General features: G+C 70.9%; 24 protein-coding genes. 12 read left to right on the top strand and 12 right to left on the bottom strand.

The window, feature by feature from the left end; genetic code table 11:
* The first annotated feature begins 293 nt into the window (after positions 1–293).
* Complete coding sequence (locus ACFQSB_RS00475; protein WP_350929493.1) at positions 294–497, top strand: cold-shock protein; 204 nt, start codon at positions 294–296, stop codon at positions 495–497.
* Between the two features lie 175 nt (positions 498–672).
* Complete coding sequence (locus tag ACFQSB_RS00480; RefSeq protein WP_380823687.1) at positions 673–957, top strand: hypothetical protein; 285 nt, start codon at positions 673–675, stop codon at positions 955–957.
* A gap of 39 nt (positions 958–996) precedes the next feature.
* Here the strand turns inward: ACFQSB_RS00480 and ACFQSB_RS00485 are convergent, their stop codons facing one another.
* From ACFQSB_RS00485 to ACFQSB_RS00505, 5 genes are all read right to left on the bottom strand, one after another.
* Positions 997–1,815: a carbohydrate ABC transporter permease gene (locus ACFQSB_RS00485; RefSeq protein ID WP_380823688.1), complete on the bottom strand. Its 819-nt coding sequence runs from the start codon at positions 1,813–1,815 to the stop codon at positions 997–999.
* Complete coding sequence (locus ACFQSB_RS00490) at positions 1,812–2,795, bottom strand: carbohydrate ABC transporter permease (protein ID WP_380823689.1); 984 nt, start codon at positions 2,793–2,795, stop codon at positions 1,812–1,814. The genes ACFQSB_RS00485 and ACFQSB_RS00490 overlap by 4 nt, the downstream gene beginning before the upstream one ends.
* A gap of 112 nt (positions 2,796–2,907) precedes the next feature.
* Complete coding sequence (locus ACFQSB_RS00495; protein WP_380823690.1) at positions 2,908–4,182, bottom strand: sugar ABC transporter substrate-binding protein; 1,275 nt, start codon at positions 4,180–4,182, stop codon at positions 2,908–2,910.
* 91 nt (positions 4,183–4,273) lie between these two features.
* On the bottom strand, positions 4,274–5,995 hold the full coding sequence (locus ACFQSB_RS00500) for a hypothetical protein (RefSeq protein ID WP_380823691.1): 1,722 nt from the start codon (positions 5,993–5,995) through the stop codon (positions 4,274–4,276).
* A 140-nt stretch (positions 5,996–6,135) separates the two neighbouring features.
* A complete protein-coding gene (locus tag ACFQSB_RS00505; RefSeq protein ID WP_380823692.1) occupies positions 6,136–8,133 on the bottom strand; it encodes a glycoside hydrolase family 127 protein in 1,998 nt (665 codons plus the stop codon).
* Positions 8,134–8,429: 296 nt separating this feature from the next.
* Between ACFQSB_RS00505 and ACFQSB_RS00510 the strand changes: the two genes are divergently transcribed.
* A complete protein-coding gene (locus ACFQSB_RS00510) occupies positions 8,430–9,479 on the top strand; it encodes a LacI family DNA-binding transcriptional regulator (RefSeq protein ID WP_380823693.1) in 1,050 nt (349 codons plus the stop codon).
* Positions 9,480–9,511: 32 nt separating this feature from the next.
* On the opposite strand, the gene ACFQSB_RS00515 is transcribed toward ACFQSB_RS00510, so the two are convergent.
* Positions 9,512–11,122, bottom strand: a complete 1,611-nt coding sequence (locus ACFQSB_RS00515; protein WP_380823694.1) for a sulfatase-like hydrolase/transferase — start codon at positions 11,120–11,122, stop codon at positions 9,512–9,514.
* A 419-nt stretch (positions 11,123–11,541) separates the two neighbouring features.
* The gene (locus tag ACFQSB_RS00520; RefSeq protein ID WP_380823695.1) at positions 11,542–12,411 is read right to left on the bottom strand and encodes a CDP-alcohol phosphatidyltransferase family protein; all 870 of its coding nucleotides are present in this window, start codon (positions 12,409–12,411) and stop codon (positions 11,542–11,544) included.
* A gap of 106 nt (positions 12,412–12,517) precedes the next feature.
* Between ACFQSB_RS00520 and ACFQSB_RS00525 the strand changes: the two genes are divergently transcribed.
* Genes ACFQSB_RS00525 through ACFQSB_RS00545 form a run of 5 tightly spaced genes read left to right on the top strand, consistent with a single transcriptional unit; the run spans position 12,518 to position 17,294 of the window.
* On the top strand, positions 12,518–13,504 hold the full coding sequence (locus ACFQSB_RS00525) for a zinc-dependent alcohol dehydrogenase (RefSeq protein ID WP_380823696.1): 987 nt from the start codon (positions 12,518–12,520) through the stop codon (positions 13,502–13,504).
* 31 nt (positions 13,505–13,535) lie between these two features.
* Positions 13,536–13,934 carry a 6-pyruvoyl trahydropterin synthase family protein gene (locus tag ACFQSB_RS00530; protein WP_380823697.1) on the top strand — a complete coding sequence of 133 codons (399 nt, stop codon included), beginning with the start codon at positions 13,536–13,538 and terminating at the stop codon, positions 13,932–13,934.
* On the top strand, positions 13,931–15,058 hold the full coding sequence (locus tag ACFQSB_RS00535; RefSeq protein ID WP_380823698.1) for a glycosyltransferase family 4 protein: 1,128 nt from the start codon (positions 13,931–13,933) through the stop codon (positions 15,056–15,058). The genes ACFQSB_RS00530 and ACFQSB_RS00535 overlap by 4 nt, the downstream gene beginning before the upstream one ends.
* The gene (locus ACFQSB_RS00540; protein ID WP_380823699.1) at positions 14,986–16,203 is read left to right on the top strand and encodes a class I SAM-dependent methyltransferase; all 1,218 of its coding nucleotides are present in this window, start codon (positions 14,986–14,988) and stop codon (positions 16,201–16,203) included. The genes ACFQSB_RS00535 and ACFQSB_RS00540 overlap by 73 nt, the downstream gene beginning before the upstream one ends.
* Positions 16,203–17,294 carry a lysylphosphatidylglycerol synthase transmembrane domain-containing protein gene (locus ACFQSB_RS00545; RefSeq protein ID WP_380823700.1) on the top strand — a complete coding sequence of 364 codons (1,092 nt, stop codon included), beginning with the start codon at positions 16,203–16,205 and terminating at the stop codon, positions 17,292–17,294. The genes ACFQSB_RS00540 and ACFQSB_RS00545 overlap by 1 nt, the downstream gene beginning before the upstream one ends.
* On the opposite strand, the gene ACFQSB_RS00550 is transcribed toward ACFQSB_RS00545, so the two are convergent.
* Positions 17,208–17,933 (bottom strand): creatininase family protein, encoded by a 726-nt coding sequence (locus tag ACFQSB_RS00550; protein WP_380823701.1) that lies wholly within the window; start codon positions 17,931–17,933, stop codon positions 17,208–17,210. The two genes, ACFQSB_RS00545 and ACFQSB_RS00550, sit on opposite strands and share 87 nt — an antisense overlap.
* A gap of 88 nt (positions 17,934–18,021) precedes the next feature.
* Here ACFQSB_RS00550 and ACFQSB_RS00555 point away from each other — a divergent pair, with 88 nt between their 5' ends.
* Positions 18,022–18,675, top strand: coding sequence for a GTP cyclohydrolase II (locus tag ACFQSB_RS00555; RefSeq protein WP_380823702.1), 654 nt, complete (start codon positions 18,022–18,024; stop codon positions 18,673–18,675).
* A gap of 1 nt (position 18,676) precedes the next feature.
* The gene (locus tag ACFQSB_RS00560) at positions 18,677–19,471 is read left to right on the top strand and encodes an inositol monophosphatase family protein (protein ID WP_380823703.1); all 795 of its coding nucleotides are present in this window, start codon (positions 18,677–18,679) and stop codon (positions 19,469–19,471) included.
* 170 nt (positions 19,472–19,641) lie between these two features.
* Here the strand turns inward: ACFQSB_RS00560 and ACFQSB_RS00565 are convergent, their stop codons facing one another.
* Positions 19,642–20,121, bottom strand: a complete 480-nt coding sequence (locus ACFQSB_RS00565) for a hypothetical protein (RefSeq protein WP_380823704.1) — start codon at positions 20,119–20,121, stop codon at positions 19,642–19,644.
* Between the two features lie 71 nt (positions 20,122–20,192).
* Complete coding sequence (locus ACFQSB_RS00570) at positions 20,193–21,314, bottom strand: ImmA/IrrE family metallo-endopeptidase (RefSeq protein ID WP_380823705.1); 1,122 nt, start codon at positions 21,312–21,314, stop codon at positions 20,193–20,195.
* Positions 21,315–21,696: 382 nt separating this feature from the next.
* Here ACFQSB_RS00570 and ACFQSB_RS00575 point away from each other — a divergent pair, with 382 nt between their 5' ends.
* Both ACFQSB_RS00575 and ACFQSB_RS00580 read left to right on the top strand, forming a co-directional pair.
* On the top strand, positions 21,697–22,353 hold the full coding sequence (locus ACFQSB_RS00575) for a dihydrofolate reductase family protein (protein ID WP_380823706.1): 657 nt from the start codon (positions 21,697–21,699) through the stop codon (positions 22,351–22,353).
* 56 nt (positions 22,354–22,409) lie between these two features.
* On the top strand, positions 22,410–23,840 hold the full coding sequence (locus ACFQSB_RS00580) for a serine hydrolase domain-containing protein (protein WP_380823707.1): 1,431 nt from the start codon (positions 22,410–22,412) through the stop codon (positions 23,838–23,840).
* 110 nt (positions 23,841–23,950) lie between these two features.
* Here the strand turns inward: ACFQSB_RS00580 and ACFQSB_RS00585 are convergent, their stop codons facing one another.
* Both ACFQSB_RS00585 and ACFQSB_RS00590 read right to left on the bottom strand, forming a co-directional pair.
* The gene (locus ACFQSB_RS00585; protein ID WP_380823708.1) at positions 23,951–25,438 is read right to left on the bottom strand and encodes a hypothetical protein; all 1,488 of its coding nucleotides are present in this window, start codon (positions 25,436–25,438) and stop codon (positions 23,951–23,953) included.
* Complete coding sequence (locus ACFQSB_RS00590) at positions 25,435–25,788, bottom strand: hypothetical protein (protein ID WP_380823709.1); 354 nt, start codon at positions 25,786–25,788, stop codon at positions 25,435–25,437. Before ACFQSB_RS00590 ends, ACFQSB_RS00585 begins: the two co-directional genes overlap by 4 nt.
* Positions 25,789–25,947: the final 159 nt, after the last annotated feature.

Here is a 25,947-nt window from a genome sequence, read left to right on the forward strand (position 1 = left end):
GCGGCCTCACTCCCGAACCGAGCGGGGTGAGGCGGAGGGCCTGCCGAGCCGGCGTCGCTCGGCCCGGCCACCGAAGATCTCGCGCTTGCGGGTTGGATGCGGACGGCCGAAGCGTGCTAGGCTGATGCCAGTTGCAGTTGTGGTAACCGTGAACTTTTTGCGCACTTGACGGGAATTGTGACGTCGGGTGCATTTTTGTTTTACCGGTCATCTCCGGACGGGCTTATCACGGCGACGCGGAATCGGCACAGGGCCGGTTCCGGCACAGCCCCTCTGATTGTAAGGAGATCGACATGGCGACTGGCACCGTGAAGTGGTTCAACTCGGAAAAGGGCTTCGGCTTCATCGAGCAGGACGGCGGCGGCGCCGACGTCTTCGCCCACTACTCGAACATCGCCGCCCAGGGCTACCGTGAGCTGCAGGAAGGCCAGAAGGTCTCCTTCGACGTCACCCAGGGCCAGAAGGGCCCGCAGGCCGAGAACATCGTTCCGGTCTGACGCGCCACGCTCCACGGCCGGGGCCCGCACCTTCGAGGTGCGGGCCCCGGCTCGCGTTATGGCCGCCCCCCGCGGCATCCCGACGGTTCGACGATGGAAAGTCGTCACCGTCAGCGGTTTCGTTGCTACGCTTCGCTACGTGACCCCCGCACAGGCGACCGCCTACACTCGCGACATGGGCGAGGACGCGTTCGAAGTTCCGTTGGACGAGGCAGACGGCCACCTGCCCGATGTCATCAGCGCGGCGGCCGAACGCAACACCATCGCCTACCTCACCGACCACGGTCGCCGCGTCGCGGCCATCGTGCCCGCCGACGAGGCCTGGTACTGGACTCCCGGCTGGCAGTCCGCCGAAGCCGAGGCGGACGCGGATTTCCGCGAGGGCCGCACCCGGACCTTCGACAGCATGGACGACATGTTCGCCGAGATCGACGCCGTCCGTGGTGAAGACACCCGGTGAGGTACGAACGCTCGGCGTCCTTGCCGCCCGGCCGGTCTGTCAGTCCTTGACGGCGCCGGCGGTCACTCCGGCGGCGACGTAGCGCTGGGCGATGACGAGAAGCGCGGTGGCCGGGATCGAGGCGACGACGGCGGTGGCCATGATGGCGTTCCACTGCTGGTTGTTGTTGCCGATGTAGTGGTAGATGCCGAGGGTGATCGGCTGGTGGTCGCCACCCTGGTCCAGGGTGCTGGCGAAGATGAAGTCCGACCACGCCCACAGGAACGCGAACAGCGACACCGTGATGATCGAATTGCGGCTGACCGGCAGCACGACCGACCAGAACGTGCGCATCGCCCCCGCCCCGTCCACCCTGGCCGCCTGCATCAGCTCCTCGGGGATTCCGGACATGAACGTGGTGAGGACCAGCACCGCGAACGGCACCGCCAGCGTCGAGTCGGCCACGATCAGCCCGGGGACCGTGTTGAGCACGCCGGTGCTGAGGAAGATGGCGTAGAACCCCATCGCCATGATGATCCCGGGGACCATCTGGGCGATGAGCAGCACGAAGCTCAGCGCCCCGCCACCCTTCGGACGCAACTTGGCCAGCGAGTACGCCGCCGGCGCCGCGATGACCAGCGTGAGCGCGACGGTGCCGAGCCCGATCACCAGGCTGGTGACCAGGTAGGGCCCCTGCTGCTCCAGCACCGCCCGGTAGCCCTCCAGCGTCCCGTTGCTCGGCCACAGGTAGGGCGGGCTCTTGCGCATGTCCTGGTCGCGGGTGAGGGACACGTTGATCATCCAGTAGACCGGGAACAGCATCAGGCCGGTCAGCACCAGCCCGATCGCGCTTTTCGCCCAGCGGCGTGAGGCGATCATGCGAAGGCCTGCCTTCTTTGCACGTAGATGTAGAGCAGCCCGAAGACCAGGGCCATGACGATCAGCAGGTTGCCCACCGCCGCGCCGGGGCCGAAGGCCGGCAGCAGGTTGCCGAAGCCCAGCCGGTAGGACCAGGTGGCCAGCGTCGTGGAGGAGTCGCTCGGCCCACCCTTGGTCATGATCCAGATGATGTCGAACACCTTGAGCGTGTAGACCAGCCCCAGCAGCAGCGTGATCGCCGACACCGGGCGCAGCAGCGGGAAGGTGACCTTCCAGAACCGCTGCCAGCCCGTGGCGCCGTCGAGTTCGGCCGCCTCGTGGATGTGCGCCGGAATCGCCTGCAGGCCGCTGTACAGCACGACCAGGTTGAACGGGATCCCGATCCAGATGTTGGCGATGGTCACCGACCACAGTGACCAGTCGGGCGAGGTCAGCCAGTTGACCGGAGACACCCCGAACGCGGTCAGCATCGCGTTGACCAGGCCGGAGTCGCTGTTGAACATCCACGACCAGGTCGAGGACGACACGATCAGCGGCAGCAGCCAGGGCACCAGGAACAGCGCCCGCAGGGTCGCCGCCAGCCGGAAGTGCCGGGTGAAGAACACCGCGAGGCCGAGGCCGATGGTGAACTGGAACACCAGCGACACCACGGTGAACACCACGGTGTGCCACAGCGCCGGGCCGAACGTCGGATTGGCGAAGATCTTGCCGTAGTTGGCGAATCCGGTGAACGGCGCCCCCCCTTGCACGAAGGACCGCACCGTGTAGTCGCGCAGGCTCAGGTCCAGGTTGCGGTAGAGGGGGTAGGCGTAGAAGACCAGCAGATAGACGACGACGGGCGCGAGGAACGCCCACGCCGCCCACTGCCCTGACCGCCGCCGAGCGGCAGCGCGCCGTCCGCCGCGGGGCGGCGGAGCCGGCGGCCGTCTCGGCCGGCCGCCCGCGATGGACGCGGCCGGCGTCTGTGTTGCGTGTTTCATGCTGTCCTTGTTTCGGTGGAGATCGGCGGAGATCGGCAGAGAAGTGAAAGCGTCCATGACCCCGGGGCGGCGGCGCGCCCCGGGGTCCTCCCCCGGCTTGTGCGCGTCGCCGCTACTGGATCGCGCCGGCCGCGGCGGCCTGGGCGGCGGCCATCGCCTCCTGCGGTTGCTGCGCTCCGCTGAGAGCGGCCTGCATCGCCTTCCACATGGGCTCGGAGATCTTCGGATACTTCGTACCGAGATCATCGCTGGTGCGGCCCTTGGCCGCCTTGACCGCCTCCACCCACACCTTGAGCTCCGGGTTCTCCGTCACCTGCTTGGCCTGCACGTTCTCGGTCGGCGCGATGTACGACAGCGTGGTGTCGGTGGTGTAGGAGTTCTCGGTGCTGGTCAGGCAGGTGACCAGCTTCTGCGACACGGCGTAGCGCGCGGCGTCCTTCTGCACCGGGACGCCGACGAACTCGCCCCCCGTCGGGGCGGGGGCGGCTCCGCCGTCCTTGCCGGGGATCGGGATGATGCCGTACTCGAAGCCCGTCTTCTTGGCGTTGGCCAGTTGCCAGGTGCCGTTCTCGCTGAAGGCGAAGTCGCCGGTCGCGAACTCCTGCCAGCTCGTGGTCTGGGTGTTGTTGATCACCGAGTTGGGGGCGTATCCCTTCTTCAGCCAGTCGGTCCACAGCGACAGCGACGCGACCCCCTCCGGCGAGTCCAGCTTGGTGAGCTGCGCGCCTGCGCCCCAGAACCACGGCAGGAACTGGAAGCTGCCCTCCTCGGTGCCGATCGCGGCGAAGGTGATGCCCTTCTTGCCCGCCGCCTTCACCTTCGCGAGCGCGGCCGTCAGCGACGCCCAGTCCTTGACCGACGCCGCGGCCACCCCGGCCTTCTTCAGCACGCCCTTGTTGTAGTAGAGCGCCAGCGTGTTGGCCCCGATCGGGATGCCGTAGGTCTTGCCGCCCATCTGGCCCGCGGCCAGCAGGTTCGGCGAGATGGTGGAGGTGTCGAGCTTCGTCTCGTCGGTCGAGGTCAGCACCCCCGCCTCGGCCAGCGTCGAGACCACCGGGTTGTCCACGATCAGCACGTCCGGCGAGTTGCCCTGCTGCGCCGCCAGCAGCGCCTTGTTGGTCAGGTCGGTGGTGTCGTACCCGGTGCGCTTGACCGTCACCCCGACCTGGGTCCCGCAGGACCGCAGGAGCTTCACCCAGTCGGAGGTGTCGTCGAACTGGGGGTAGGGGTCCCAGATCGTGTAGGCGCCGCCCCCGGCCGAAGCCTTGCCGGCGTCGGTGCCGGAGGGGGAGGACGGCGCGGACGAGCACGCCGCGGCGCCGCTCGCCACTGTGACGGCGACGAGGGCCGCGCCAAGGCCCCGTCGTCCTGAACGGCGACTTTCCATAGGTCTTCCTTTCGAAGCCGGATCACCGGCTGGATCTGTCGGCCGGCCGCGCGGGTTCGCACGGTCAGGATGCGAACCCGCGCGGACACGCTCAGGTGAGCTGGATGTAGTCCAGCTCGGCATAACCGGTGCCACCGTTGAAGCCGGGAGAGCCCTTGGCCAGGCGGATCACGTTGTACCCGGCCTGCAGGTTGACGGTCGTGGCGACCGTCGCGCCGAACTGGCCCCAGCCGGAGGTGGGCGGGTAGCTGATGGTGCCCCACGCGCCGCCGTTGTAGGCGATTCCCTGCGTGGCGGTCGCACCGGTGCCGTTGGCGTAGCCGACGGTCATGGTGTAGGAGCGCGCGGACGGCACGCTCACCACGAAGTCGACGTAGCTGTCGTCGCGGTGGGTGCCGGTGTTGTTGTCGATGCGGCCGACGTAGCCGCCCTCGGACGCGCTGGAGCTCGTCAGCCGCTGGGCGCGGAAGACCGACCCGTTCTCCGCCTCGTAGCGCTGCTGGTAGGAGGGCACCCCGCTCGCCGGCTGGATGACCAGGTTGTAGGCGCTCGTAGCGGACATGTTGGGCACCGAGACGCTGATCTCTCCGTTGCTCACCGTGGAGGTGGTCGTCGAGATCGTGGTCGGCGCCGTCACGGCGGTGAAGCGGCCGTTGGCCGGGGTCGACTGGAGGGTCACCCTGACGCTGGAGCCCAGGGCGCCGATGCCGGTGACGCGGACGGTGTTGGTGCCGGACTCGTTGCCGAACACCACGTTGACGATCTTGCGGGTGCCGTCGTAGGCGGCGAAGCCGTCCAGCGCCGTCTGGTTGGCCGGGGTGGTGGTCACCATCCTGCCCGCCATGTCGCCGTACCACTTGTACAGCCACCACGTGCCGGTGGGCTGGTTGCCGTTGACGACCAGCCCGTTCATCGTGCCGTACTCGTACCAGAAGGCGCGGTGCGCGGTCTCGACGCCGCCGCGCTCCAGCTTGGCCACGTAGCTGGCGACCCGGCCGGGGACGTCGACCTCGCTCGTCGCGGCGTACTCGTTGATGGAGATGCGGCGAGGGCTGATGCCGAGGGAGGACTCGAGCGCCCGGTAGTTCGCGATGTTCGCGGCGATGTTGTTGGGGCTGCCCAGTTCGTGCCAGCAGATGATGTCGGGCAGCGTCCCGCTGGCCTTGGCGCTGGTCAGGAAGGACGACAGCCAGGAGCGGTTGTAGTAGGAGATGCTCGGCCCGACGATCGGCGTGGTGGCGTCCAGCGCCCGCACGGCCCGGAAGGTGCGCGCCCAGCCGTCGTTGAAGGCACCGGCGGCCCCGGTGTTCCACGTCCAGTCAGGCTCGTTCCACAGCTCCCAGCCGACGACGTTGGTCACCGAGGTCGCGTTGAGGCGGGCACGGACCATCGTGTCCACCTTGGCCAGCCAGTCGTTCCAGCTCACCCACTGGTAGGGGAAGTTGGGATAGATGTCCGGCATCCGGATGTACTCCCCGGCGCCGACCCGGGTGGCCTGCGGGGAGACCTTCAGGGAGTCCCCGCCCGGCGGCTGGCCGTTGGGCCGCTGTCCCACGCCGGGGGCGGGCTGCGTCAGGGAGTTCACCTTGAGCGGCAGCAGGGTGGAGTCGGCGGGCCTGCTGTTCTCGGCCAGGCCGTACAGTCCGCCGGTGGCGACGTGGGTGACCGGCCGGAAGGGCTGGGCGACGTTCACCGTGAGGGTGGTCCCGGCCGCCTCGGCGGGCGCCAGGGGGACGAGCCCGCCGAATCCCGCGGCAAGCAGTGCCGCGGTGAGGCCGATCGCGCGTCCCGGCGTGAGTCGGGGTCTGCTCATCAGCTACCTCGCTCTTTCTGTGCTCAGTTGGGGGGCGAGCAGGAGGTGGAACGGGACCGTCCCTCCCCGAGCCGGCGGCGCACCGCGGGCGGTCCCACGCGGAGGGTCGTGCCGGTGGCCACCGGCACGACCCTCCGCGGTCATCCGGTGGTGGCGAGCGGAATCCAGACCCGCATCGGGCCCTCGGTCCGGTTGCCCCACAGGAAGTACGGCACCGCCGTGAGCGTGAGCGGGGTGTTCGTCCGCTCACGCGAGGCACCGGAGGTGTAGAGCGGGTCGTGCGCGTCGGCGAGCACGCCGCGTGCGCTGAGCACGACCGGGGCGCCGGGAAGGTCGTCCCGGTGGGCCGCCGTGATGGGCGCGGCGGGGGCCAGCCGCACGTCCTCCAGGACGACGCCGGGTGGCAGGTCCGCCTGCTCCAGGCAGTACACCAGGGGCCCGCGCGCCAGGGTGACGCACCCGCGCACCGCGTCGACCCTCGGATGCGCGCTCACCTGCCGCACGGGCATGTCGAGGTCGAGGACGACCGTGGTCCCCGGCGTCCACACGCGGGTGAGCCGCACGTAGCCGTCGGCCGCCGGCGCCCGCACCGTCTCCTCGCCGACGCTCACCGAGTACGCCTCGCACCAGGACGGCACGCGCAGCGCGAGCGTCCAGGGCCCGCTCTGCCCTGCCTCGCCTCCCACCGTCAGCTCGACCCGGCCCTGCCATGGATAGTCGGTGCGCATCTCCAGCCGGACCGGCCGCCCCGCCACGGCGGCGGTGAGGGTGGCCTCGCCGTACAGGTGGACCTGCAGTCCCCCTTCGTCGGCGGTCGCCAGGTAGCCGGGCAGCGAGGCCATGAGCCGCGCGATGTTCGGCGGGCAGCAGGCGCACGAGTACCAGGGCAGGCGGCGGGCGGCCTCCTCCTCGCCGGAGCCCGCGTGCCCGGTGCGCAGGTGCAGGGGGTTGGAGTAGAAGAAGCGCCGGCCGTCGGCCGACACCGCGGCGGCGACCGCGTTGTACACCGCCCGCTCCATCTCGTCGGCGTAGCGCGCGCGGCCGGTCGCGAGCAGCAGCCGCCAGTTCCACTGGAAGCTCGCGATGGCCGCGCAGGTCTCGGCGTACGCCCGGTCGGGCGGCAGTTCGTACGGGTCGCCGTACGCCTCGTCCCGGTGGCGCGAACCGTGCGCGCCGGTGACGTAGGTCCGCGTGTGGAAGGCGTCGACCCACAGCCGCTCGGCCGCGTCCAGCAGCGGCAGGTCGCCGGTCTCCACCGCCACGTCGACCATGCCGGCCAGCAGGTACAGTTGGCGCACGGCGTGCCCGGCGACCTCGCGCACCTCGCGTACCGGCTGGTGGTCCTGGTGGTAGCGGGGGCCGAACCGGCCACGGCCGAGCAGGCCGTGCCCGCGCAGGTCGAGGAACCGCCGCGCCAGATCCAGGTACGGCCGGTGGCCGGTCAGCCGGTAGAGCTCGGCGAGGGCGGTCTCGATCTCGGGATGACCGCACACCTCCTCCACCCCGTCCGGCCCGAACCGCTCGACCAGCAGGTCGGCGAAGCGGCGGGCGACGGACAGCAGGACGGGCTGAGCGCCGGCACGGCCGCCGGCGACGGCCGCCTGGATGAGGTGGCCCGCGCAGTACAGTTCGTGGGCCCAGTCGGGCCTGCGCCACCGCTCCTCGGGAGCGGCCACCGTGAAGTAGGAGTTCAGGTACCCGTCGGCCTGCTGGGCCCGGGCCAGCAGTGCCACGGTGTCCTCGACGAACGCCTCCAGAGAGGCGTCACCGGGGGAGGTCCCCAGTTCCCAGAGGGCGGCCTCCAGCGTCTTGTGGACGTCGGAATCGGCGAACCACATGCCGGTGAAGGGCTGCTCGCCCTCTCCCGCGGCGGCCTGGAGGTTGCCGATGTTGCCGCTGCCGCGCAGGTTGTCCACACAGTGCGGCAGCGTGTCCTCGGCGTTGCGCCGCCGCCAACCGCCCAGCAGTCCCTCGGGGTGCAGCCGGACCTGGTCCACGCCGAGCGGCCGAAGTGCGGCGATGGCCTCCGGCCCGGGGACGGCCGGCCCCGCGGGGCCGCCAGGGCCGGACGGGGCCGGTTCCGCGGCCCTGTCCATGCCGGGGCCGGTCTGCGTGTCTGACAGCTTCTGCTCGGTCATTCCGGTCTTTCGTGTGGGGATGCGGAGGTCTCTCGCGCGGCCGCGGGGGCTTCGTCCCCCGGCGAGCGGGCCGTTCGGACCGCCGGGGCCGGTCGCCGGGAACAACCCCAGGTAAGGAGGACAGAACGGGGGGCACAGCCGATGAGGAAACCTAGGAAAACGATTGCCGTCACGTTACCAACGCCGTCGGGGAGGGGTCAACAGTACGTTTCAGCGCGGTTACATGGGCGTGCAGGGACGCGACAAGTCGCGCTATAAAGTGGACAGGGCAACGACCACCGAAAGCGGAGGGAAACGTGGGGAGACTGGAGCGTCACGCCACCATCACCGACGTCGCGGCGCTGGCCGGCGTGTCGGTGGGCACGGCCTCCAAGGCCCTCAACGGACGCGGATCGCTACGGGAAGAGACCCGCAGGCGTGTCCGGGAAGCGGCCCGGCAGCTCAATTTCGAGGCGAACGCCGGCGCGCGCAACCTGCACTCGGGCCGCACCTACACGGTGGGCATGATCACGACCGACACGATCGGCCGGTTCAGCATCCCGGTCCTGATGGGCGCGGAGGACGCGCTGGGCGCCGGAGAAATGTCGATCTTCCTGTGCGACGGCCGGGGCGACCCGATCCGCGAGCAGTACTACGTCAAGACCCTGCTCAGCCGGCGGGTCGACGGCATCATCGTGACCGGCCGGCGCACCGAGGCACGGGCCCCCATCGGCGTCGGCCTCCCGGTGCCCGTCGTCTACGCCTTCATCAGCTCGGCCGACCCCGGCGACTGCTCGGTGGTCCCCGACGAGGCGGGCGGCGCCCGCAAGGCGATCGACCATCTGCTGGCCATAGGGCGTGGCCGCATCGCGCACATCACCGGCCCCGACCACCACAACTCCGCCCGGGTGCGCGCCGCGGCGACGACGCGGCGACTGGCCGAAGAAGGGCGTTCCCTGGTCGCGCCGCCGCTGTTCGGCGGATGGAGCGAGGCGTGGGGAGGCCAGGCCGCCGGCATCCTGCTCGGCAGCGGCACGGAGTTCGACGCCGTCTTCTGCGGCAGCGACCAGATCGCGCGCGGGGTCGGCGACGCCCTGAGGGCCGCGGGGCGCCGCATCCCCGACGACGTCGCCCTGGTCGGGTTCGACAACTGGGACGTCATGATCGAAGGCGCCAAACCCCCGCTGACCAGCGTCGACATGAACCTCCAAGGGCTCGGCCGATCGGCCGCCGAACGGCTCCTCGCCGCCATCAACGGCTCCCCCTCCCCCGGCGTCCACGCCCTTCCCTGCCACCTGGTGGTGCGTGAATCGACCACGGTGCCCCTGCGATCCCCTCAGGCGCCACCTCCCGGCCCGGCGGGGTGAGCGACCGCCCGGCCTGCCCGCGACGAGCGCGGTCATCGCGGTGCCGGGGCAGATGACCGGGTGGGCTGGGGGTGGGGGCCAAAGGCGGTGAGGAAGCGGTCGCGGAAGGCGTCCATCCGCCAGACCGGGGCCGTGGGGCCGGGCCTCAGGCCGTCCTGCCAGCCCCAGCCGGAGACCCGGTCCAGGACGGCCCGGTCGCGGGCGACGATGGTGATCGGCACGTCGCGGCTGGCGTTCTCGCCCGTGACGATCGGGGCGGGCTGGTGGTCGCCGAGGAAGACGAGCACGAGGTCGTCGTCGCCGTAGGTCTCCACGTAGGAGATGAGGGCGCTCAGCGTGTACTCGATGGAGCGCCGGTACTCGGTGCGCACGCGGGTGGCGTCGCGCCACACGGCGTCCGGCGACTCGCCGGCGGCGGCCATGGGGCCGAAGACCGAACCGTCACCGACGGCGTTCCAGTCGGTGAGGCTGGGGATGGGCGCCCAGGGGGCGTGGCTGGAGACCAGGGGCATCTCCACCATCATCGGGGCGTGGCCCGGCTTCGCGCGTTCGAGCCGCTGGAAGGCCGACAGGGTGTACTGGTCGGGCATGGTGCCCCAGTTGAAGCCCGGTCCGCGATACCCGAGGTTGTGGGAGTCGTACACGCGGTCGTAGCCGTAGAACGCCCCTTCCGGCCAGGCCTTGGTGTTGCCCGGCATGACGGCGACCGTCCGCCAGCCCGCGCGCCGGAACAGGCTTGGCATGGTCAGGCGGTCGCCGGCGACGAGGTCGCCGTGGCGCTGCTGGTTGTTCACCCACAGCCCCGAGAGCAGCGTGGCGTGGGCGAGCCAGCTGCCGCCGCCGTACGTCGGTGAGGTGAGGAAGGCGCTGCGGGAGGCGAACCCGTCCGCGCGCAGCCGGCGGCTCCCCGCGTCGAGGACCGCGTCGACCTGCGGCGCGAACTCCGGGTCCTCGACGGCGTCGCGGCCGTAGCTCTCGATGAAGGAGAAGACGACGTCCTTGCCGCGCAGCGCGGTCAGCAGATCCTTGCCGGGGGTGTCGCGGAAGGCGTCAACGGCGGCCTGCGCGGCGAACACCCGCTGGTCGCGCAGACCGGCGCCGATCTGCTGTACATGGTCGTGGACGAGGGCGGCCGCGGGCGCCTCTGGGGTGATCTGCACCCCGAACAGGGCGCAGACGAGCCAGGCTGCCCCGAGCGTCCCGGCGGCGCCGGTCGCCGGGGTGCGGTGCCGGGCCACGACCCGGGCCAGGCGCATGACCGACAGCGTGACGAGGACGAGCACGCCCGCGATGAGGACGGCGACCGCGACGACCGCGGCGACCGCGCCGGCCCCGCCGAACGACGCCGTGAGGAAGTCCACGGCGTTCCCGAGGAAGGCCCAGTCGAGCAGCAGGTCGAAGGGCCGTTGGAGGGTCGCGTAGAAGCCCAGGTCGGCGAACTTCACGATCGTCACCAGGGCGAGGGCCACTCCGGCGAGCGCCGCCGCCACCCGTCTGGGCTTCGGCGGCAGGACGAGCACGAGGGCGACGCCGAGGAGTCCCTCCAGCGGGACGCGGGCGAAGGCCCACGGGGTGAGGTGACCGACCTGGTCGGGCGCGTTGAGGGCGAACAGCACGAGCAGGAAGGCCAAGGCGGTGGTCACCGGCCCGGCGACCGGGTGCCTCCGGGGACGGCCGGCGGGTCCGGCCGCGCCGGCGTCGCCTGAGTCGTCCTCCGCAGCATCCTTCGAGTCGTTCTCCGCAGCATCCTTCGGGACGTCTATCGGGACGTCTTTCGAGGCATCCTTCGAGGCGTTCTCCAAGGCGTCCTTCGAGATGTCCTTCAAGGCGCCCTTCGAGGCGTCCTCCACGACGTCCTCGGGGGCATCCTTCGCGGGCGTCCCTCTCTGGGACGACCGGCGAAAGCGGATGATGGACGACAATCCGCAGGTCCTTCCATGCCGAGCCCGGTGACGCCGGTCACCGCCGCGGTGCCGGGCGATGCCGCCGGCCCGGGCCGGCGGCATCGTGTACGTATACGGCCCGCGGCCGCCGATGGTTCAGGCGGAACCGAGCCGATGGTTCAGGCGGAACCGACCAGGCTCGGCTCGTCCACCACCGCCTCGCGGGCGATCTCACCCGCCGTGCCTTTGGCCTCGCGGCGTGCCCGCCATCGGCCGAGGTGCCGGTCGTGGTGGGCGGCGGGCCTCGGCTCCCACCGCGATCGCGACCGGCCGGTGTCCCGGCTTCGCCACAGCCACCGGACGTCCCGGCCGAACGACCACACCAGCGACGCCAGCGCCAGCCCGGCAAGGCCGGTGGCGACGGGAGGCGGGGCCACCTCGGCGCTCACGATGACCAGGATGATCCCCTGCAGCGCCGCCACGGTCTTGCGGGCGAAGCTCGGCCGCAAGGGCGCCCTCAGCCAGGGCGCCACCCAGGCCGCCGCGACGAAGACGTACCGCATGGCGCCGATCGCGAGCACCCACGCGCCGGTGGACCCGGCCACGTGGACGCTGAGCACCAGGATGAGGAAGGCGTCGGTCTCCATGTCGAAACGCGCCCCGAGCTCAGACACCGTCCCGGTGCGCCGCGCCACGTACCCGTCCACCCCGTCGAGGATCAGTGCGACGGCGGCGAGCGCGACCAGCGAGGCGACCGGCACGTCTCCGCCGGTCAGGCCGGTCGTCACCATCGCCGTGACGCCCCCGGCCAGCTCGGCGCGGGCCAGGGTGACCAGGCCGGCCGGTCCCAGCGAGTGGATCCCGGATCGGCGCATGGAGCGGGTGAGGACGGCCGACAGGATCACGGCACAGGCGACGCCGGCCAGGCAGCCCGCCGGGCTCAGGCCCGCGTCGGCCCAGAGCACGGCCAGCAGGACGACCTGCGTCACCACCCCGGCGGCCGGCCCGCGGACCGGCACCTCCGTCACGCGCCAATCCAGTGTGGTCAACTACGCCTCCCGCTCCATGACCCCGGATACGGGGCGTCCAATAGCATTCGCTGACCCGCTCCGAGTAGGAGCGACTCCCCTGCGATGTAGTACGGCGAGGAGGCCGATGCGGCTCAATTCAGATGCTTTCTGGCTTAGATCTCCCGGTGAGGGGGAGATCCGCCCGGTATCGGTGCCGCGCCCCGGTGCCGGTGAGGTGCTGGTTCGCACGCTCTATTCCGGCGTGAGCCGGGGCACGGAGAGCCTCGTCTTCCGCGGCGGTGTGCCCGAGAGCCAGCACCGGCTGATGCGGGCGCCGTTCCAGGAGGGCGATTTCCCCGGGCCGGTCAAGTACGGCTACCTCAACGTCGGAGTGGTCGAGGAGGGGTCACCGGCCTTGCGGGGCCGTACCGTTTTCTGCCTGTATCCGCACCAGACCCGCTATGTCGTCCCGGCCGACGCGGTGACCCTGGTGCCGGAGGAGGTGCCGCCGGCGCGGGCGGTGCTGGCCGGCACGGTGGAGACCGCGGTGAACGCGCTGTGGGACGCGGCGCCGCTCATCGGCGACCGGGTCGCCGTCGTCGGAGCGGGCATGGTCGGCTGCTCCGTGGCCCGACTGCTCGCCGGGTTCCCCGGCGTGCAGGTGCAGCTGGTCGATGTGGACCCGGCGCGGGCCGCCGTCGCCGATGCGCTCGGCGTCCGCTTCGTGACCCCCGAGCAGGCCGCCGAGGGATGCGACGTCGTGGTGCACGCCAGCGCGACCGAGGCGGGTCTCGCGCGGTCGTTGCAGCTCGTCGCGGCCGAGGGCACGGTGATCGAGCTGAGCTGGTACGGCGACCGGCGGGTCGGCGTGCAGCTCGGCGAGGCCTTCCACTCCGGGCGCCTGACCATCCGCGGCAGCCAGGTGGGCTCCATCTCCCCCGCGCGGCGTTCCCGGCGGACCTACGCCGACCGGCTGTCGCTGGCTCTGCGTTTCCTCGCCGACCCCGCGTACGACGCGTTGGTCACCGGCGAATGCGCCTTCACGGACCTGCCCGAGGTGATGGCCCGCATCGCTAGTGGCAATCTGCCCGGATTGTGCCATCGAGTCGTGTATGGTCCCGCCGAGGACTGACGGGTAGCCGACCTCCTGGAGGATGAACTCATTGTTCAGTGTCACCGTTCGCGACCACATGATGGTCGCGCACAGCTTCCACGGCGAGGTCTTCGGCCCGGCTCGGCGGTTGCACGGCGCGACGTTCGTCGTGGACGCGACGTTCCGCCGGGCCGAGCTCGACGGCGACAACATCGTGGTCGACATCGCCCTGGCCACCGAGGAGCTCAAGGCCGTGCTCGGCGAGCTGACCTTCCGCAACCTGGACGACGAGCCGGCCTTCGCCGGGACCAACACCACGACCGAATTCCTCGCCAAGGTCATCGCCGACCGGCTCGCCGACCGGGCGCGCGCGGGCCGGCTGGGCGAGGGGGCGCACGGGCTGGCCGGGATCACCGTCACCCTGCACGAGTCGCACGTCGCCTGGGCGAGCTACGAGCGCGCGCTTTGAGCTCGCCCGTCGCCGCGTCCACCGGCACGGCAGCGCGCTCGGTGCACGTCTTCCTCCCCGGTGACGTGGACGACGCGACCGTGCCCAGCGGCGGCAACACCTACGACCGGCGCGTGTGTCAGGGCCTGAAGGACGAGGGCTGGCGGGTCCACGAGGTCGCCGTCGGCGGCGACTGGCCCTCACCCGGCGCGGACGCCCGGACGGAGCTGGGACGGGCGCTCGCCGCGCTCGCCGACGGCGCCGTGGTGCTGATGGACGGGCTGGTGGCGTGCGGCGTCCCCGAGGTCGTCCTCCCGCAGGCGCGCCGGTTGCGCCTGGCGGTGCTGGTCCACCTGCCGCTGGCCGCCGAGACCGGCATCGCGCCCGCGGCGGCCGGGGAGCTCGACGCGGGCGAGCGGACGACGCTGCGCGCGGCCACCGCGGTGGTGGCGACCAGCCCGTGGGCCGGGCGCACACTGATCCGCCACCACGGCCTCGACCCGCATCGGGTCCACGTCGCCCCGCCCGGCGCCGACCCCGCGCCGCTCGCGCCCGGCACCGACGGCGCGTCCCGGCTCCTCTGTGTGGCCGCGCTCACCCCGCGCAAGGGACAGGACCTGCTCCTGCGGGCTCTCGGGACGCTGACCGGCCTGCCGTGGAGCTGCGACCTCGTCGGGACCCTGAACCGCCGGCCCGAGTACGTCACGCACCTCCGGGAGCTGATCGCCTCGCTCGGCCTCGAGGATCGGGTACGGCTCGCCGGCCCGCGCACCGGCGAGGCGCTCGCCGCGAGCTATGCCGCCGCCGACCTGGTGGTGCTGGCCTCGCGGGGTGAGACCTACGGCATGGTGGTGACCGAGGCGCTGGCTCGCGGGATCCCCGTGCTGGCGACCGCCGTGGACGCGGTGCCGGAGACCCTGGGCCACGCGCCCGACGGCGGCGTCCCGGGGGTGCTGACGCCCCCGGAGGACCCGGCGGCGCTCGCGGACGCGCTGCGCCGCTGGCTCGGCGAGCCCGGCCTAAGAAAACGGATCAAGGGGTCGGCGTGTGACAGACGTGACATGCTGGACGGATGGGACGTGACGTCACGGCGCATGGCGGAGGTGCTGGAACGGCTCCGGCGACAGCCCTGGCCGGCGACGTGACCGCGCCCTCCTACAGCCCGCGCTGGCTGGCACTGCGCGAGGCCGCTGACGCCGCGGCCCGCGCGCCCGGCCTGCTCGACCCGCTGCGCGCCTGGCTGGCCGGCTCTGGTACGGGCACTGGACCAGGCACGGGTACGACCCCGGGAACGAGCGCGAACCTGGTAAGAAACGCGAAGCCGGACACGGCCGCAGACGCGGGAACGGGCCCGGCTCCGCGAACGAGCGCGGCCTCGGGAACGGGCGCGGCCTCGGGAACGGGCGCGGACCCGGAAACCAGTGGGGGCTCACCGGCCGGCCCGCTGGTCATCCGTGATCTCGGATGCGGCACCGGAGCCATGGGACGGTGGCTGGCCGCCCGGCTGCCCGGCCCGCAGCACTGGATCCTGCACGACCGGGACCCCGGCCTGCTCGCCCTCGCCGCCTCCGGGGTCCGCGGCCCGGCCGGCGACGGCACCCCGGTCACGGTGCGCATCGAACAAGGCGACCTCACCCGGCTCGGCCCCGGCGACCTGTCCGGCACCTCGCTGGTGACCGCCTCCGCGCTGCTCGACCTGCTCACCGCCGAGGAGGTGGACGCCCTCGCCGGCGCCTGCACCCAGGCCCGGCGGCCCGCGTTGCTGACCCTGTCGGTGGTGGGCCGGGTCGAGCTGGACCCGGCCGACCTGCTCGACGCCGACCTCGCCGCCGCCTTCAACGCCCACCAGCGCCGGGTCACCGGTGGCCGCCGCCTGCTCGGACCGGACGCGTCCGCCGTCGCCACGGCGGCCTTCACCCGGCAGGGGGCCACGGTGCTCACCCGGCCCAGCCCCTGGCGACTCGGCGCCGACCAGCGAACGCTGACCGCGGAGTGGTTGCGCGGCTGGGTCGGCGCCGCCTGCGAGCAGCGCCCTGACCTCGCGGCGGAAGGCCGGGCCTACCTCGCGCGCAGGCTGGAAGCGTGCGCGGACGGCGCGCTGCGGGTCGTGGTGTGGCACGACGACCTGCTCGCGCTTCCCCCCGGCGCCGAACCCGTCGAGCCGGTCCCCGCCCCACTGGCGGACCACAATGACCCCCCCGGCGCCGAACCCGTCGAGCCGGTCCCCGCCCCACTGGCGGACCACAATGACCCGCCCGACGGTGAAACCGCGCGCGGTGAACGCCGTTGATGAGCCGGATGTGGCCCTGGCTGCGCCTGGTGGTCGCGGCGGCCATCCTGGTCGTGCTGGTGTGGCGGCTCGGCACCGGCGCGTTCGTCGACGGGTTCCGGCTGGTCGACGGCCCGGCGGTGCTGGCAGCGCTGGCGATCGGCCTGCTGACCACCCTGCTCGGCGTCTGGCGGTGGCGGCTGCTGACGCGCCGGCTCGGCCTGCCGCTGCCGGTGCTCACCGCGGTCGCGGACTACTACCGGGCGCTGTTCCTCAACGCCGTACTCCCGGCCGGCGTGCTCGGCGACGCGCACCGCGCGGTCCGTCACGGCCGGTACGCCGGTGACGTCGGCCGAGGCGTCCGCGCCGTGGTGCTGGAGCGGACCGCCGGGCAGGTCGTCCTGATCGGGGCCGGGGTGACCGCGCTGCTGGTCGAGCCCTCGCTGGCCGCGACCCTCGCCCGCGCCGTCCTGCCCGGACTCGGGGTCACCGCCGCCCTGCTGGGCGGGCTCGCCGCCGCAGGGGCGCTCGCGGCCTGGGCTTGGCGCAGGAAGGACGTTCCGCGCTGGCGTCGCGCGGTCACGACCGCCCTGGCGGACGCGCGCCGCGGCCTGCTGGCCCGGGACGCCTGGCCGGGCGTGCTGGGGTTGTCCGCCCTGGTGCTGCTCGGGTACGTCGCGATGTTCGTCGTCGCCGCGCGCACCGCGGGCTCGGCCGCGCCGATCGGGCGGCTCCTCCCGCTGGCGCTGCTGGCGCTGCTCGTGATGGCTCTGCCGGTGAACGTCGGCGGCTTCGGGCCGCGCGAGGCGTTCTCCGCGCTGGCGTTCGGCGCGGTGGGGCTCGGTGCTCATCAGGGGCTCACCACCGCCGTGGTGTACGGGGTGCTCGCCTTCGTCGCGAGCCTGCCCGGCGCCGTCGTCCTGCTGCTGCGTCGCGGCACCCGCCCCGCCGGCCGCGTACCGTCACCTTCACCTTCACCGTCACCGGCTTCGGCACTGGCTTCGGCACCGGTGCCTTCTGCCGCGCTACGAGCCGAGGACGGCGAGGTAGTCGCCGAACGACCCGGTCAGGCTCGCAAGGACGGCCTTGCCCTTGCCCGCCGAAGCCAGTGACGGCCTGCCGATGACGCCCGAGTCCGTGTACGCCGCCATGCCGAGGGTGAGCAGATGCTGACGGTCGTCGGCCATCTGGTCGCCCGACTCGTAACCGGGCCGGACCAGCCGCGGATGCGCGTGCAGCAGAATGGACGTCTCCAGCTCGCCCGCGTGCATGTCGCTCCAGGCGGAGGTCTCAAGGCCCGCCGCGGCCCACGCCGCCTCCCAGTCGGCGGCGCCCGGGAACACCGCCATCCGCATCCCGGACCCGGCGGACTCCTGGACGACGTTGCCCAGCACGTAGTTCCCGCCATGGCCGTTGACCAACACCAGCCTGGTGATGCCCGACCGCTGCAGCGAGGCCGCGATGTCGCGGACCACGGCGTACAGCGTCGCGGCCGAGATGCTGACCGTCCCCGGCCAGGCCGCGTGCTCGTGCTCGTGCGAACAGGAGACGGTGACCGGCGGCAGGAGCAGCACGTTATGCGCCGCCGCGACCGCGCCGGCGATCGTACAGGCGACGATCGTGTCGGTGGCCAGCGGGAGGAAAGGCCCATGCTGCTCGAAACTGCCGATGGGCAGCAGCGCCACCTCGGCGCGCCGATCCCGTACTTCGTTCGTGGTGGCCAGCGGCAGCAGGTACGCGGAGTCGTCCATAGGCCGCCAGCCTGGGGCACCACCCCCGATCTCGCAACATCCAGCTTCAGCCGCCGAACGCCGGACGTCGGGCAACGAGGAGAGACAGATGGGTGACCTCAGCATCTCGGACGAGGACGTCGCCGAGGCCGATCTGGTGACGCGCCGCGGCACCTTCCGCTCGGTCGCCTTCCGCGACCCGATCGACGGGCACGAACATCTCGCCCTCGTTTACGGTGAGACGAAGATGCGGGAGAACGTCCTGGTCCGGGTGCATTCCGAATGCGTGACGGGCGACATCTTCGACGCGATGCGGTGCGAGTGCGGCGACCAGCTCAACGCCGCGCTCGACGCGATCGTCCAGGCCGGAAGCGGCGTGCTGGTGTACCTGCGCGGGCACGAGGGCCGCGGCATCGGCCTGGTCGCCAAGGTGCGCACCCACGTGCTGCAGGACCACGACGGACTGGACACCGTCGACTCGGCCACCGCGCTGGACCTGCCGGTGGACACCCGCGACTTCGGCCCGGCCGCCCGGGTGCTGAAATACCTGGACATCCAGTCGATCCGGTTGATGTCCAACAACTCCGATAAGATCCACGCCCTCGAATCGCACGGCGTCACGGTGGCGGCCCGGGTTCCGCTCCTCGCCCAGGCGACCGACCACAACCTGCGCTACCTGATCGCCAAACGGGACCGGCTCGGACACCACCTGCCGCACCTCGACGCCTTCAGCCACGGCCGGCTCGACCCCGCGGACGCCTGACATGGCCGACCACCTCGAGCTGCTGCCCATCGCCAGGGAGGCCGTCGCGACGGCGCACCGGATCATCCAGGCCCGGGCCCCGCGGTCGGTCGTGGCGAAGGGCGACCGCGACATGGTGACCGACGTCGACCTCGCCGTCGAGGACGCGGTGCGCGGCTTCCTGTCCCGCGAGACCCCCGAGATCGCGATCCTCGGCGAGGAACGCGGACGCACCGGCTCCGGCGGCGACGCGCTGTGGTGGGCCCTCGACCCGGTGGACGGCACGGCGAACTTCGCCCGTGGCATCCCGCTGTGCGCGGTGTCCCTGGCCCTCGTCAAGGGCGAGAACAGCGTGCTGGCGGCGATCGACCTGCCGTTCCTCGGCGTCGACTACACCGCCGCCGCCGGGCACGGGGCGTACATGGGAGACGCGCGCATCCGCGCCTCGGAGACGCGGGACCTGTCCGAGGCGATGATCTCGATCGGCGACTTCGCCGTCGGTCCGGACGCGGAGGCGAAGAACCGCGTGCGGATGACCCTGCTCGCCCGGCTCGGCGGGCAGGCGCAGCGCATCAGGATGATCGGCACCGCGGCCATCGACCTGGCGTGGGTGGCGCAGGGCAAACTCGACGCGACCATCATCCTGGCCAACCAGCCCTGGGACACGATGGCGGGCGTCCTCCTCGTCCGCGAGGCCGGCGGCCTGGTCCTCGACCAGGACGACACCCCCCACACCGCCACCTCAGCCGCCACCATCGCCCTCTCCCCCGCCCTCCGCACCCCCATCATGACCGCCCTCCGCCACGCCCAGCAGTAGCGAAGCCCGCCCCCGCCCCAAAAACGCGAAGGCCGGGCACCCGATATCCCTCGGTAGTCCCGGCCTCACTTCCGCACTCCCAGAGGCGCGGCACTGTCTGCGACACTACGGTCCGCGATCAGCGATCCGCAGGCATTCCCGAATAGCCACCAGCGCTTCGAGATGCCCGCTCATTCGTATTCGATATGCCCTTCCTCCTGCGCCCATCGCCGGAAGCCACCGGGACCGAATGGGAGGAAATACTTACCCGAGATCAGATCATCGGCAAGCGCCTCCACCATCCGCACAGTCAGCTGACCTTCCCTGATCGCACTGCAGAGCAGCGGAAGAGTCGCTGTGACGCGGATGTGTTCCTCTTCGGCGATGGTGCGTGGAACGCTGTCATCGAGCACCACCTCGAACCCGCGGGTCTTCCCGAGAGCGAGCACTCCGCATTCGCCGCGATTGCGCCCGTCGGCGACCAGTCGCTGCTCGTAGCCCGCGAAGGCAGCCAGGAAGCCCATGTCGTTGCTGCGGTCGACAGTGATCCACCCTGCGTCGAGGACCTGATGCAAGGCGGGGTGATAGTGAACCTGACTCTTGAGTTCCCGTTCGACACTCTCTGGGAAGACAACGGGGCGGTCGCCGGCGAGAAACTTCAGAACGCCCAACCACCCATTCAATGCGAAATGCCGTAGCGGACCGGTATCGAAGACCAACGCGTCCGACATTGGTGTCGGTGTCACGACACGAACTTCCAGATCTCGTCCTCCCTGCGCACCCGGCGCGCGGGCAGATCGGATTCGGTGAAAGTGCCATGGAGTAGCTCAAGCGTACGTTCCTGGCTGATCCGTTCGTCGCGAGTCGCGCACAGGACCGCCTTCTGATAGGAGACAGGCAGACTCGTACCTTCAAGGTCGGCTGCGACGATCAGCCCGAGTTCCACGATATCGGCACGAGTCGTGACGACACCTCGGACCAGTGCGGCGCCTTCCCCGTCGAGGAGATCCAGCTCTTCAAGCCTTCTGGCGAGCGTCGCCATGTCGACCCGGAACCTGCTCGCAAGGAGCACCGCGGCTTCGCGAAGCTCACGCGTCTCGCACTCAGCCCACGCGGCGCGCACTCCGCGCTCGGGCAGCAGCAGCGACCGCGCGAACCTGTCCAGGCGCGGCTCAAGGTCACCGCTCTGTCGGTCGGCGACTCTCCAGTCGACGGTGTACTCGTCAGCGATCAGGTAGTGACCCAACTCGTGAGCCGCTGCGAGGCGGCGGCGTCCCACCTCGTTATGGCTGTTCACCAGGGCGACCCCGCCACGACGGAGCAAGATCGTCCCTGCGTCGGCCGTATCGACTCCCAGGTCGATGGAGAAGACCAGAAGACCGATCGTTGCGGCCTTCCCCACCAGGTCATGGATGGGTTCTGCATCAGAGAGGCCGAGCATCGTCCGCGCGGCGATCGCTAGAGCGTCGGCGTCCGATGGCGTTCTGGGAGGGGGCGACGGCGCCAAGCCATCGTCAGGCAGCGCGAGTTCGTCTGGGGCCAGTCCATTCACGAACTCGACATCGGCGGCGATATTCGCCAAGAGTCTGTCGATCTTCGAGTCTGCCGTATCCAGGCCTTGGCCAGAGCGATGAGAGACCAGCGCTGGAATGGGCTCCGCGAAGAAGGAGGCCATGCTCACGCCAAGGGACGCCGCGATGTCCGACAACTCAAGCGCGCTGACCTTGCGGACTCCGCATTCGATCTTGTTGACCGCCGTTCGCTCAAGGCCCACGAGCTGAGCGAGTTCGCCCTGTTTCAAGCCGGCCCGCTCGCGCGCCTCCCGGACTCTGGCACCAAGCGTCTTCTCGTCGACCTCAGCCATGTGTACGATTTTCGCACAGATGGAGGCCAGGGGCATGCATGTAGTCACAGCAGTTGCCTCCGATCAAGAAACTCGGCCGCGCGCGAAGGCCCACATGCGCCGCCGCGTGAAGTCCACTCCTGAGCGACCGATGCGCCGTCCTTGCACTCCCACGACGACCCCTCCGGCAAACGAACGGCCACAGAACGTGATGACGATTACACCCGCCGCGCTGGAGCGGCAAGCCGTTCCGGCCGAACGACCAGAGATCGGCCCGATGACCGGTTCGGCCGACCTGCGACAGGTGTGACCGGGAACCGGCCCGGTCGAGCGGCGTGGAACTGGACCTTACGGCTGAACCGGATCCCGTCCTACGGTCAGGGACGAGCGAAAGGCGGGCCCCATGACGAACGTCGTGCTGAACATGAGTGTGTCAGTGGACGGCTTCAGCGCCGGACCCGATGTGACCGCCGAGCACCCCATGGGGGAAGGCGGTGAGCGGCTCCACGAGTGGCTGTTCACCAGCGGTTCGGATCGGGCCACGGCCGCCGGCGGCACATCACCGAATGGAGTGGACGCCCAGGTCGCACAGGAGATTCTCGCGTCGACCGGCGCTGTTGTGCTGGGCAGGCGCACGTTCGACGTGGGAGTGGAACTGTGGGGGGACACTCCGTTCCCCGTGCCGTGCTACGTGGTCACCCATGAAGCCCGCGAACGGTTGGTCATGAGAAGCGCGGCGTTCACCTTCGTCCCTGACGGGGTCGAAAGCGTGCTCCGGCAGGCCCGGGCCGCGGCGCGCGACAAGAACGTCCTCATCATGGGTGGGGCGAACACCGCACAGCAGTTCGTGAGGGCCGGACTCGTGGACGAGATCCAGATTCAACTGGTGCCCGTGCTGCTCGGTTCGGGCACCCGGCTCTTCGACCACCTGGGCACCGATCACATCGAGCTGGAACGAGAGAGGTCGCTCGAGTCACCGAACGTGACGCACCTGAGATTCCACGTCGCAAAGCAGGCGGCCGACCCAAGCCCGCTCGGAGCTCTCAGCCACAGCAGGTGATCGCCCTGGCCATATATCCCGCGCCATGATCGGGGCGGTCTTGTTACGGTTCCTGGATGTCCTCTCAGCGTGCCCTGCTGCCGCGGGCGACGCCGGCCGCGTCGGGGGTGTCGTCCTGTGGGGTCGCCGCGCTGCTGGACCGGCTCGACGAGCGATCCGTCGAGTGTCACTCGATCATGGTCGTGCGCCACGGTCATGTCGTCGCCGAAGGCTGGTGGGCGCCGTACTCAGCGGAACGTCCACACCTGCTCTACTCGCTGACCAAGTCGTTCACCGCGATCGCCGTGGGGCTCGCGATCGGCGACGGGCTGCTCTCGCTGGACGATCGGGTGGTGGACGTGCTGCCCGACCACGTTCCGGCCGGCATCTCGGAGCAGGGACGCCGCCTCACCGTTCACCACCTGCTGTCCATGACGACCGGGCGCCGCACGGACAGCCTTGCCGAGGCATGGCGACTCGAACCGGGCGACCTGGTGAAGGGCTTCCTGCGCGTGCCGTTTACCGAGCCCGAGGGAACGCGGCACGCCTACGACAACGCGACCACCTTCGTCCTGGCCCGGATGGTGGAACGGGTCACCGGCCGCGGCCTGCCGGAACTGCTCGACGAGCGCCTCTTCACGCCGATGGGCGTCGAGCACGCCGAATGGGATCGGGTGGCGAGCGGCGCCGCCTTCGGATTCCACGGGCTGCACCTCACGACCGAGGCCGTCGCCGCCTTCGGGGAACTGCTGCTGCGCGGAGGCCTCTGGGGCGACCGGCGGCTCGTCCCGCACGAATGGGTGGAGCTCGCGACCAGACGGCACATCGACACCCTGCCATTCGAGGACGGGTCGGGAGACGCCGACTACCTTCGCGGCTACGGCTACCAGTTCTGGGTGTCGCGTCACGGGTACCACGGTGACGGCTCCTTCGGCCAGCTCTGCGTGGTCGTCCCGTCCCACGACCTCGTGGTCGCCGTGACCGGCGCCCACAGGCAGGCGCAGGTGATCCTCGACGCGATATGGGAGTGCCTGCTGCCCGGCATGGACCAGGCGGGCGGCACGCGGGACGACGAGATCCTCGCCGATCGGCTGCGGCGGCTGTCACTCGCGCCGGTGCCGGGTTCGGCCGCGCCGGAGCGTTCCGTCAAGGCGAGCATCGACGCCGCCACCGAGGGTTCGGCTCTGCCCGACGGGACCACGGTGATCGTCGATCCCGTGCACGGTGGGTGGCTCCTGCGACTCGGGTCTTTACTCGACATCGCAGTCGGCCACGGCGAATGGCGGGAGAGTTCACCGCTCGGCCGCCCCGTCGTCGCGGCCGGCGCCTGGCAGGGCACCACGTTCGTCGCCGACCTCTACGTCATCACGACCCCGCACCGCGTGCGGCTGATGGTCGACGCCGACACGGCGACAGCGGTGGCCACGTGGAACATCGTGCCCCTGACCACCCCCAGCCTGGCGTCCCACCTGCGATCACCACTGATGACCCGGCCCGACGTCGCGTAGGCGAGGTCAGCCGGACTCGCGGGCGCCCGCCGCGTGATGTCTCGCCACCCGGCGTCGTTCACGTCCATACCCCCACGTCGCGCAGTCGTACGCCAGTCCGCCGCCTCGGTTCAGAAGAGGCGGGTGAGGGTGACGTCGTCTCCGACGATCTTCTGGGCGAGGAGGAGTTCCACCTCGGAGGCGTCCGCGGGGCTGGGGCCGACGATCACGTCGGCCGCCGCGAACAGGGAGTGCAGCCCGTCCGCGCCCTCCCGGCTGATGCACGGCACCCCCGCCGGCTCGGCGTCGGTGTAGATCACCTTGGCGATGGACCGGCCGCCGGAGTCCTCGAACCCGTGGGCCACCGCCCACCCGCGGTCGGTGGCCGTGCCCATGTCCAGCGCCGAGTTCCCGAGGAAGGTCACCCTGAGCTGCGGCGCCACCCAGTGCTCGGCGTTGCGCAGATAGCCGGCCGGTGACAGATAGGCCCACGGCCGACCGAGGAAGACGCCCACCATGAGGCGCCGGGCGTGGACGAACTCCTGGTAGCCGTCCAGGATTCCGGTCACCCAGTCGGCGAGGTCAGGCTGTACGTGGTCGGTTGATGCGCGGAACGACGCGAGGGAACGCTCGTCGCGGTCCAATGACTCGCGCAGGGCATCGAGGGTGGACGGCTGCCCGGTCAACTCGTCCCACCGGGCGAACGCGCGGGTCGTGTCCCCGTCCCCGAAGAACGCGCGGGGGCCGGTCGCGTGCATCGCCTTGGTGAGCAGCGCGAACCGGATCAGAGGATCGGCCTGGTCCTGCGCCGCGACCGGGTCGCCCAGCAGCACCCAGCCGGTGAACATCGCCATGAGATCGGACATCGGGGGCGCACCGGCAAGGGCGAAGGCGTTGCCCAGGTAACGCAGGGCCACGCCGTACCGGTTGCCGGCCGCCGTCATGAGGGCCAGGAAGCGCTCCGCGACGTCAGGTCCGAGGGAGTCGGACGCGTCCTGCGCCTGGACGAGGAAAGCAGAGGCCTCCTTCAGGTGCGCCGCCGTGAAGCCGCTACCCGCCACAGGCGTCTCGACGAGCCGGGCGCGATACCCCTCGCACACGGTGACGAGATGCGCCAGGCTGGTCGCATCCGTCGGCATGACGTTCGTCTTCGTGTAGATGGAGTAGTCAGGCTTGTCGGGAAGAAGCGGTAGATCCATCGGTAACCGGAGCCGCACCCCCATGTCGGCGAGCGTGGCCGCCCAGTCCTCACGCTCACCCGGTGACATGCGGCACCAGGTGGTGATCGGCACGGGTAACGCGTCCGCGCGGTCCCAGATGCCGTTCTCACGCAGGTTGATGAGAAGCTGGAGCACGTTCAGGCCCAGCACCACGCGCGTGCGCATATGCCGTGCCCCTGCCGGAGACAGCAGGAAGTCATGGAAATGCCGCATCTCGTGGGAGAGCACGGACGTACTGGAGACGGCGTCCAGGAAGGCCCGATCGTCCAGCTCGGACAACCGCCCCGGCACGTCGGGCCCGAGCGCGTAACGCCGCAACTGGTCCCACCTTTCGGCCGAACCCGCCGTGAGCGCGATGCCGGGGAATCGCGGGTCGAAGTCGCCGAAGACCGTGCTCACGGCTCGACCATGCCGGTCACCAGCCGGAACGCCGCCTTGATCTCCTCCTGGGTCAGGTCGCTCTTCGCCTCGATCGTCACCTTGCGCAGGGGTCCCTCGAAGACCAGTTTCTGCGTCTTGCCCGACCGCATGCGCTCCCACAGCCGGGGGATGATCGGCCCCTCGATGAAAAGCGCCGAGACCAGGGCGACGATCGACTCCACCGTGCCCAGGTCCAGGGCCAGCCGGCCCGGGTCGGCCACGGGCGCCCGGTCGACCACGCTCTCCCCCGCAGCGGCCAGCTCGTCCGCCAGAAACGCCGCGGTCTCCTCATCGGCCAGAATCCGAACCCTGCGCTTCGACCCGCTCATGCCCACCATCCATTGTCGTGTCGCTGGAGTATCGCGCCCGCACACCCGCGCGGTCACGCGGGAGCGTGAATGGCATACACGTGTTTCCGACCCGTAACCTTGTAGGCAGAGGCTCTTGGGCTACGTTGGCTTCCACACAGGAGGACCGGCGCGAGGACG

Origin of the sequence: Sphaerisporangium rhizosphaerae (genome assembly GCF_042665155.1) — a bacterium.
GTDB classification, from domain to species: domain Bacteria; phylum Actinomycetota; class Actinomycetes; order Streptosporangiales; family Streptosporangiaceae; genus Sphaerisporangium; species Sphaerisporangium rhizosphaerae.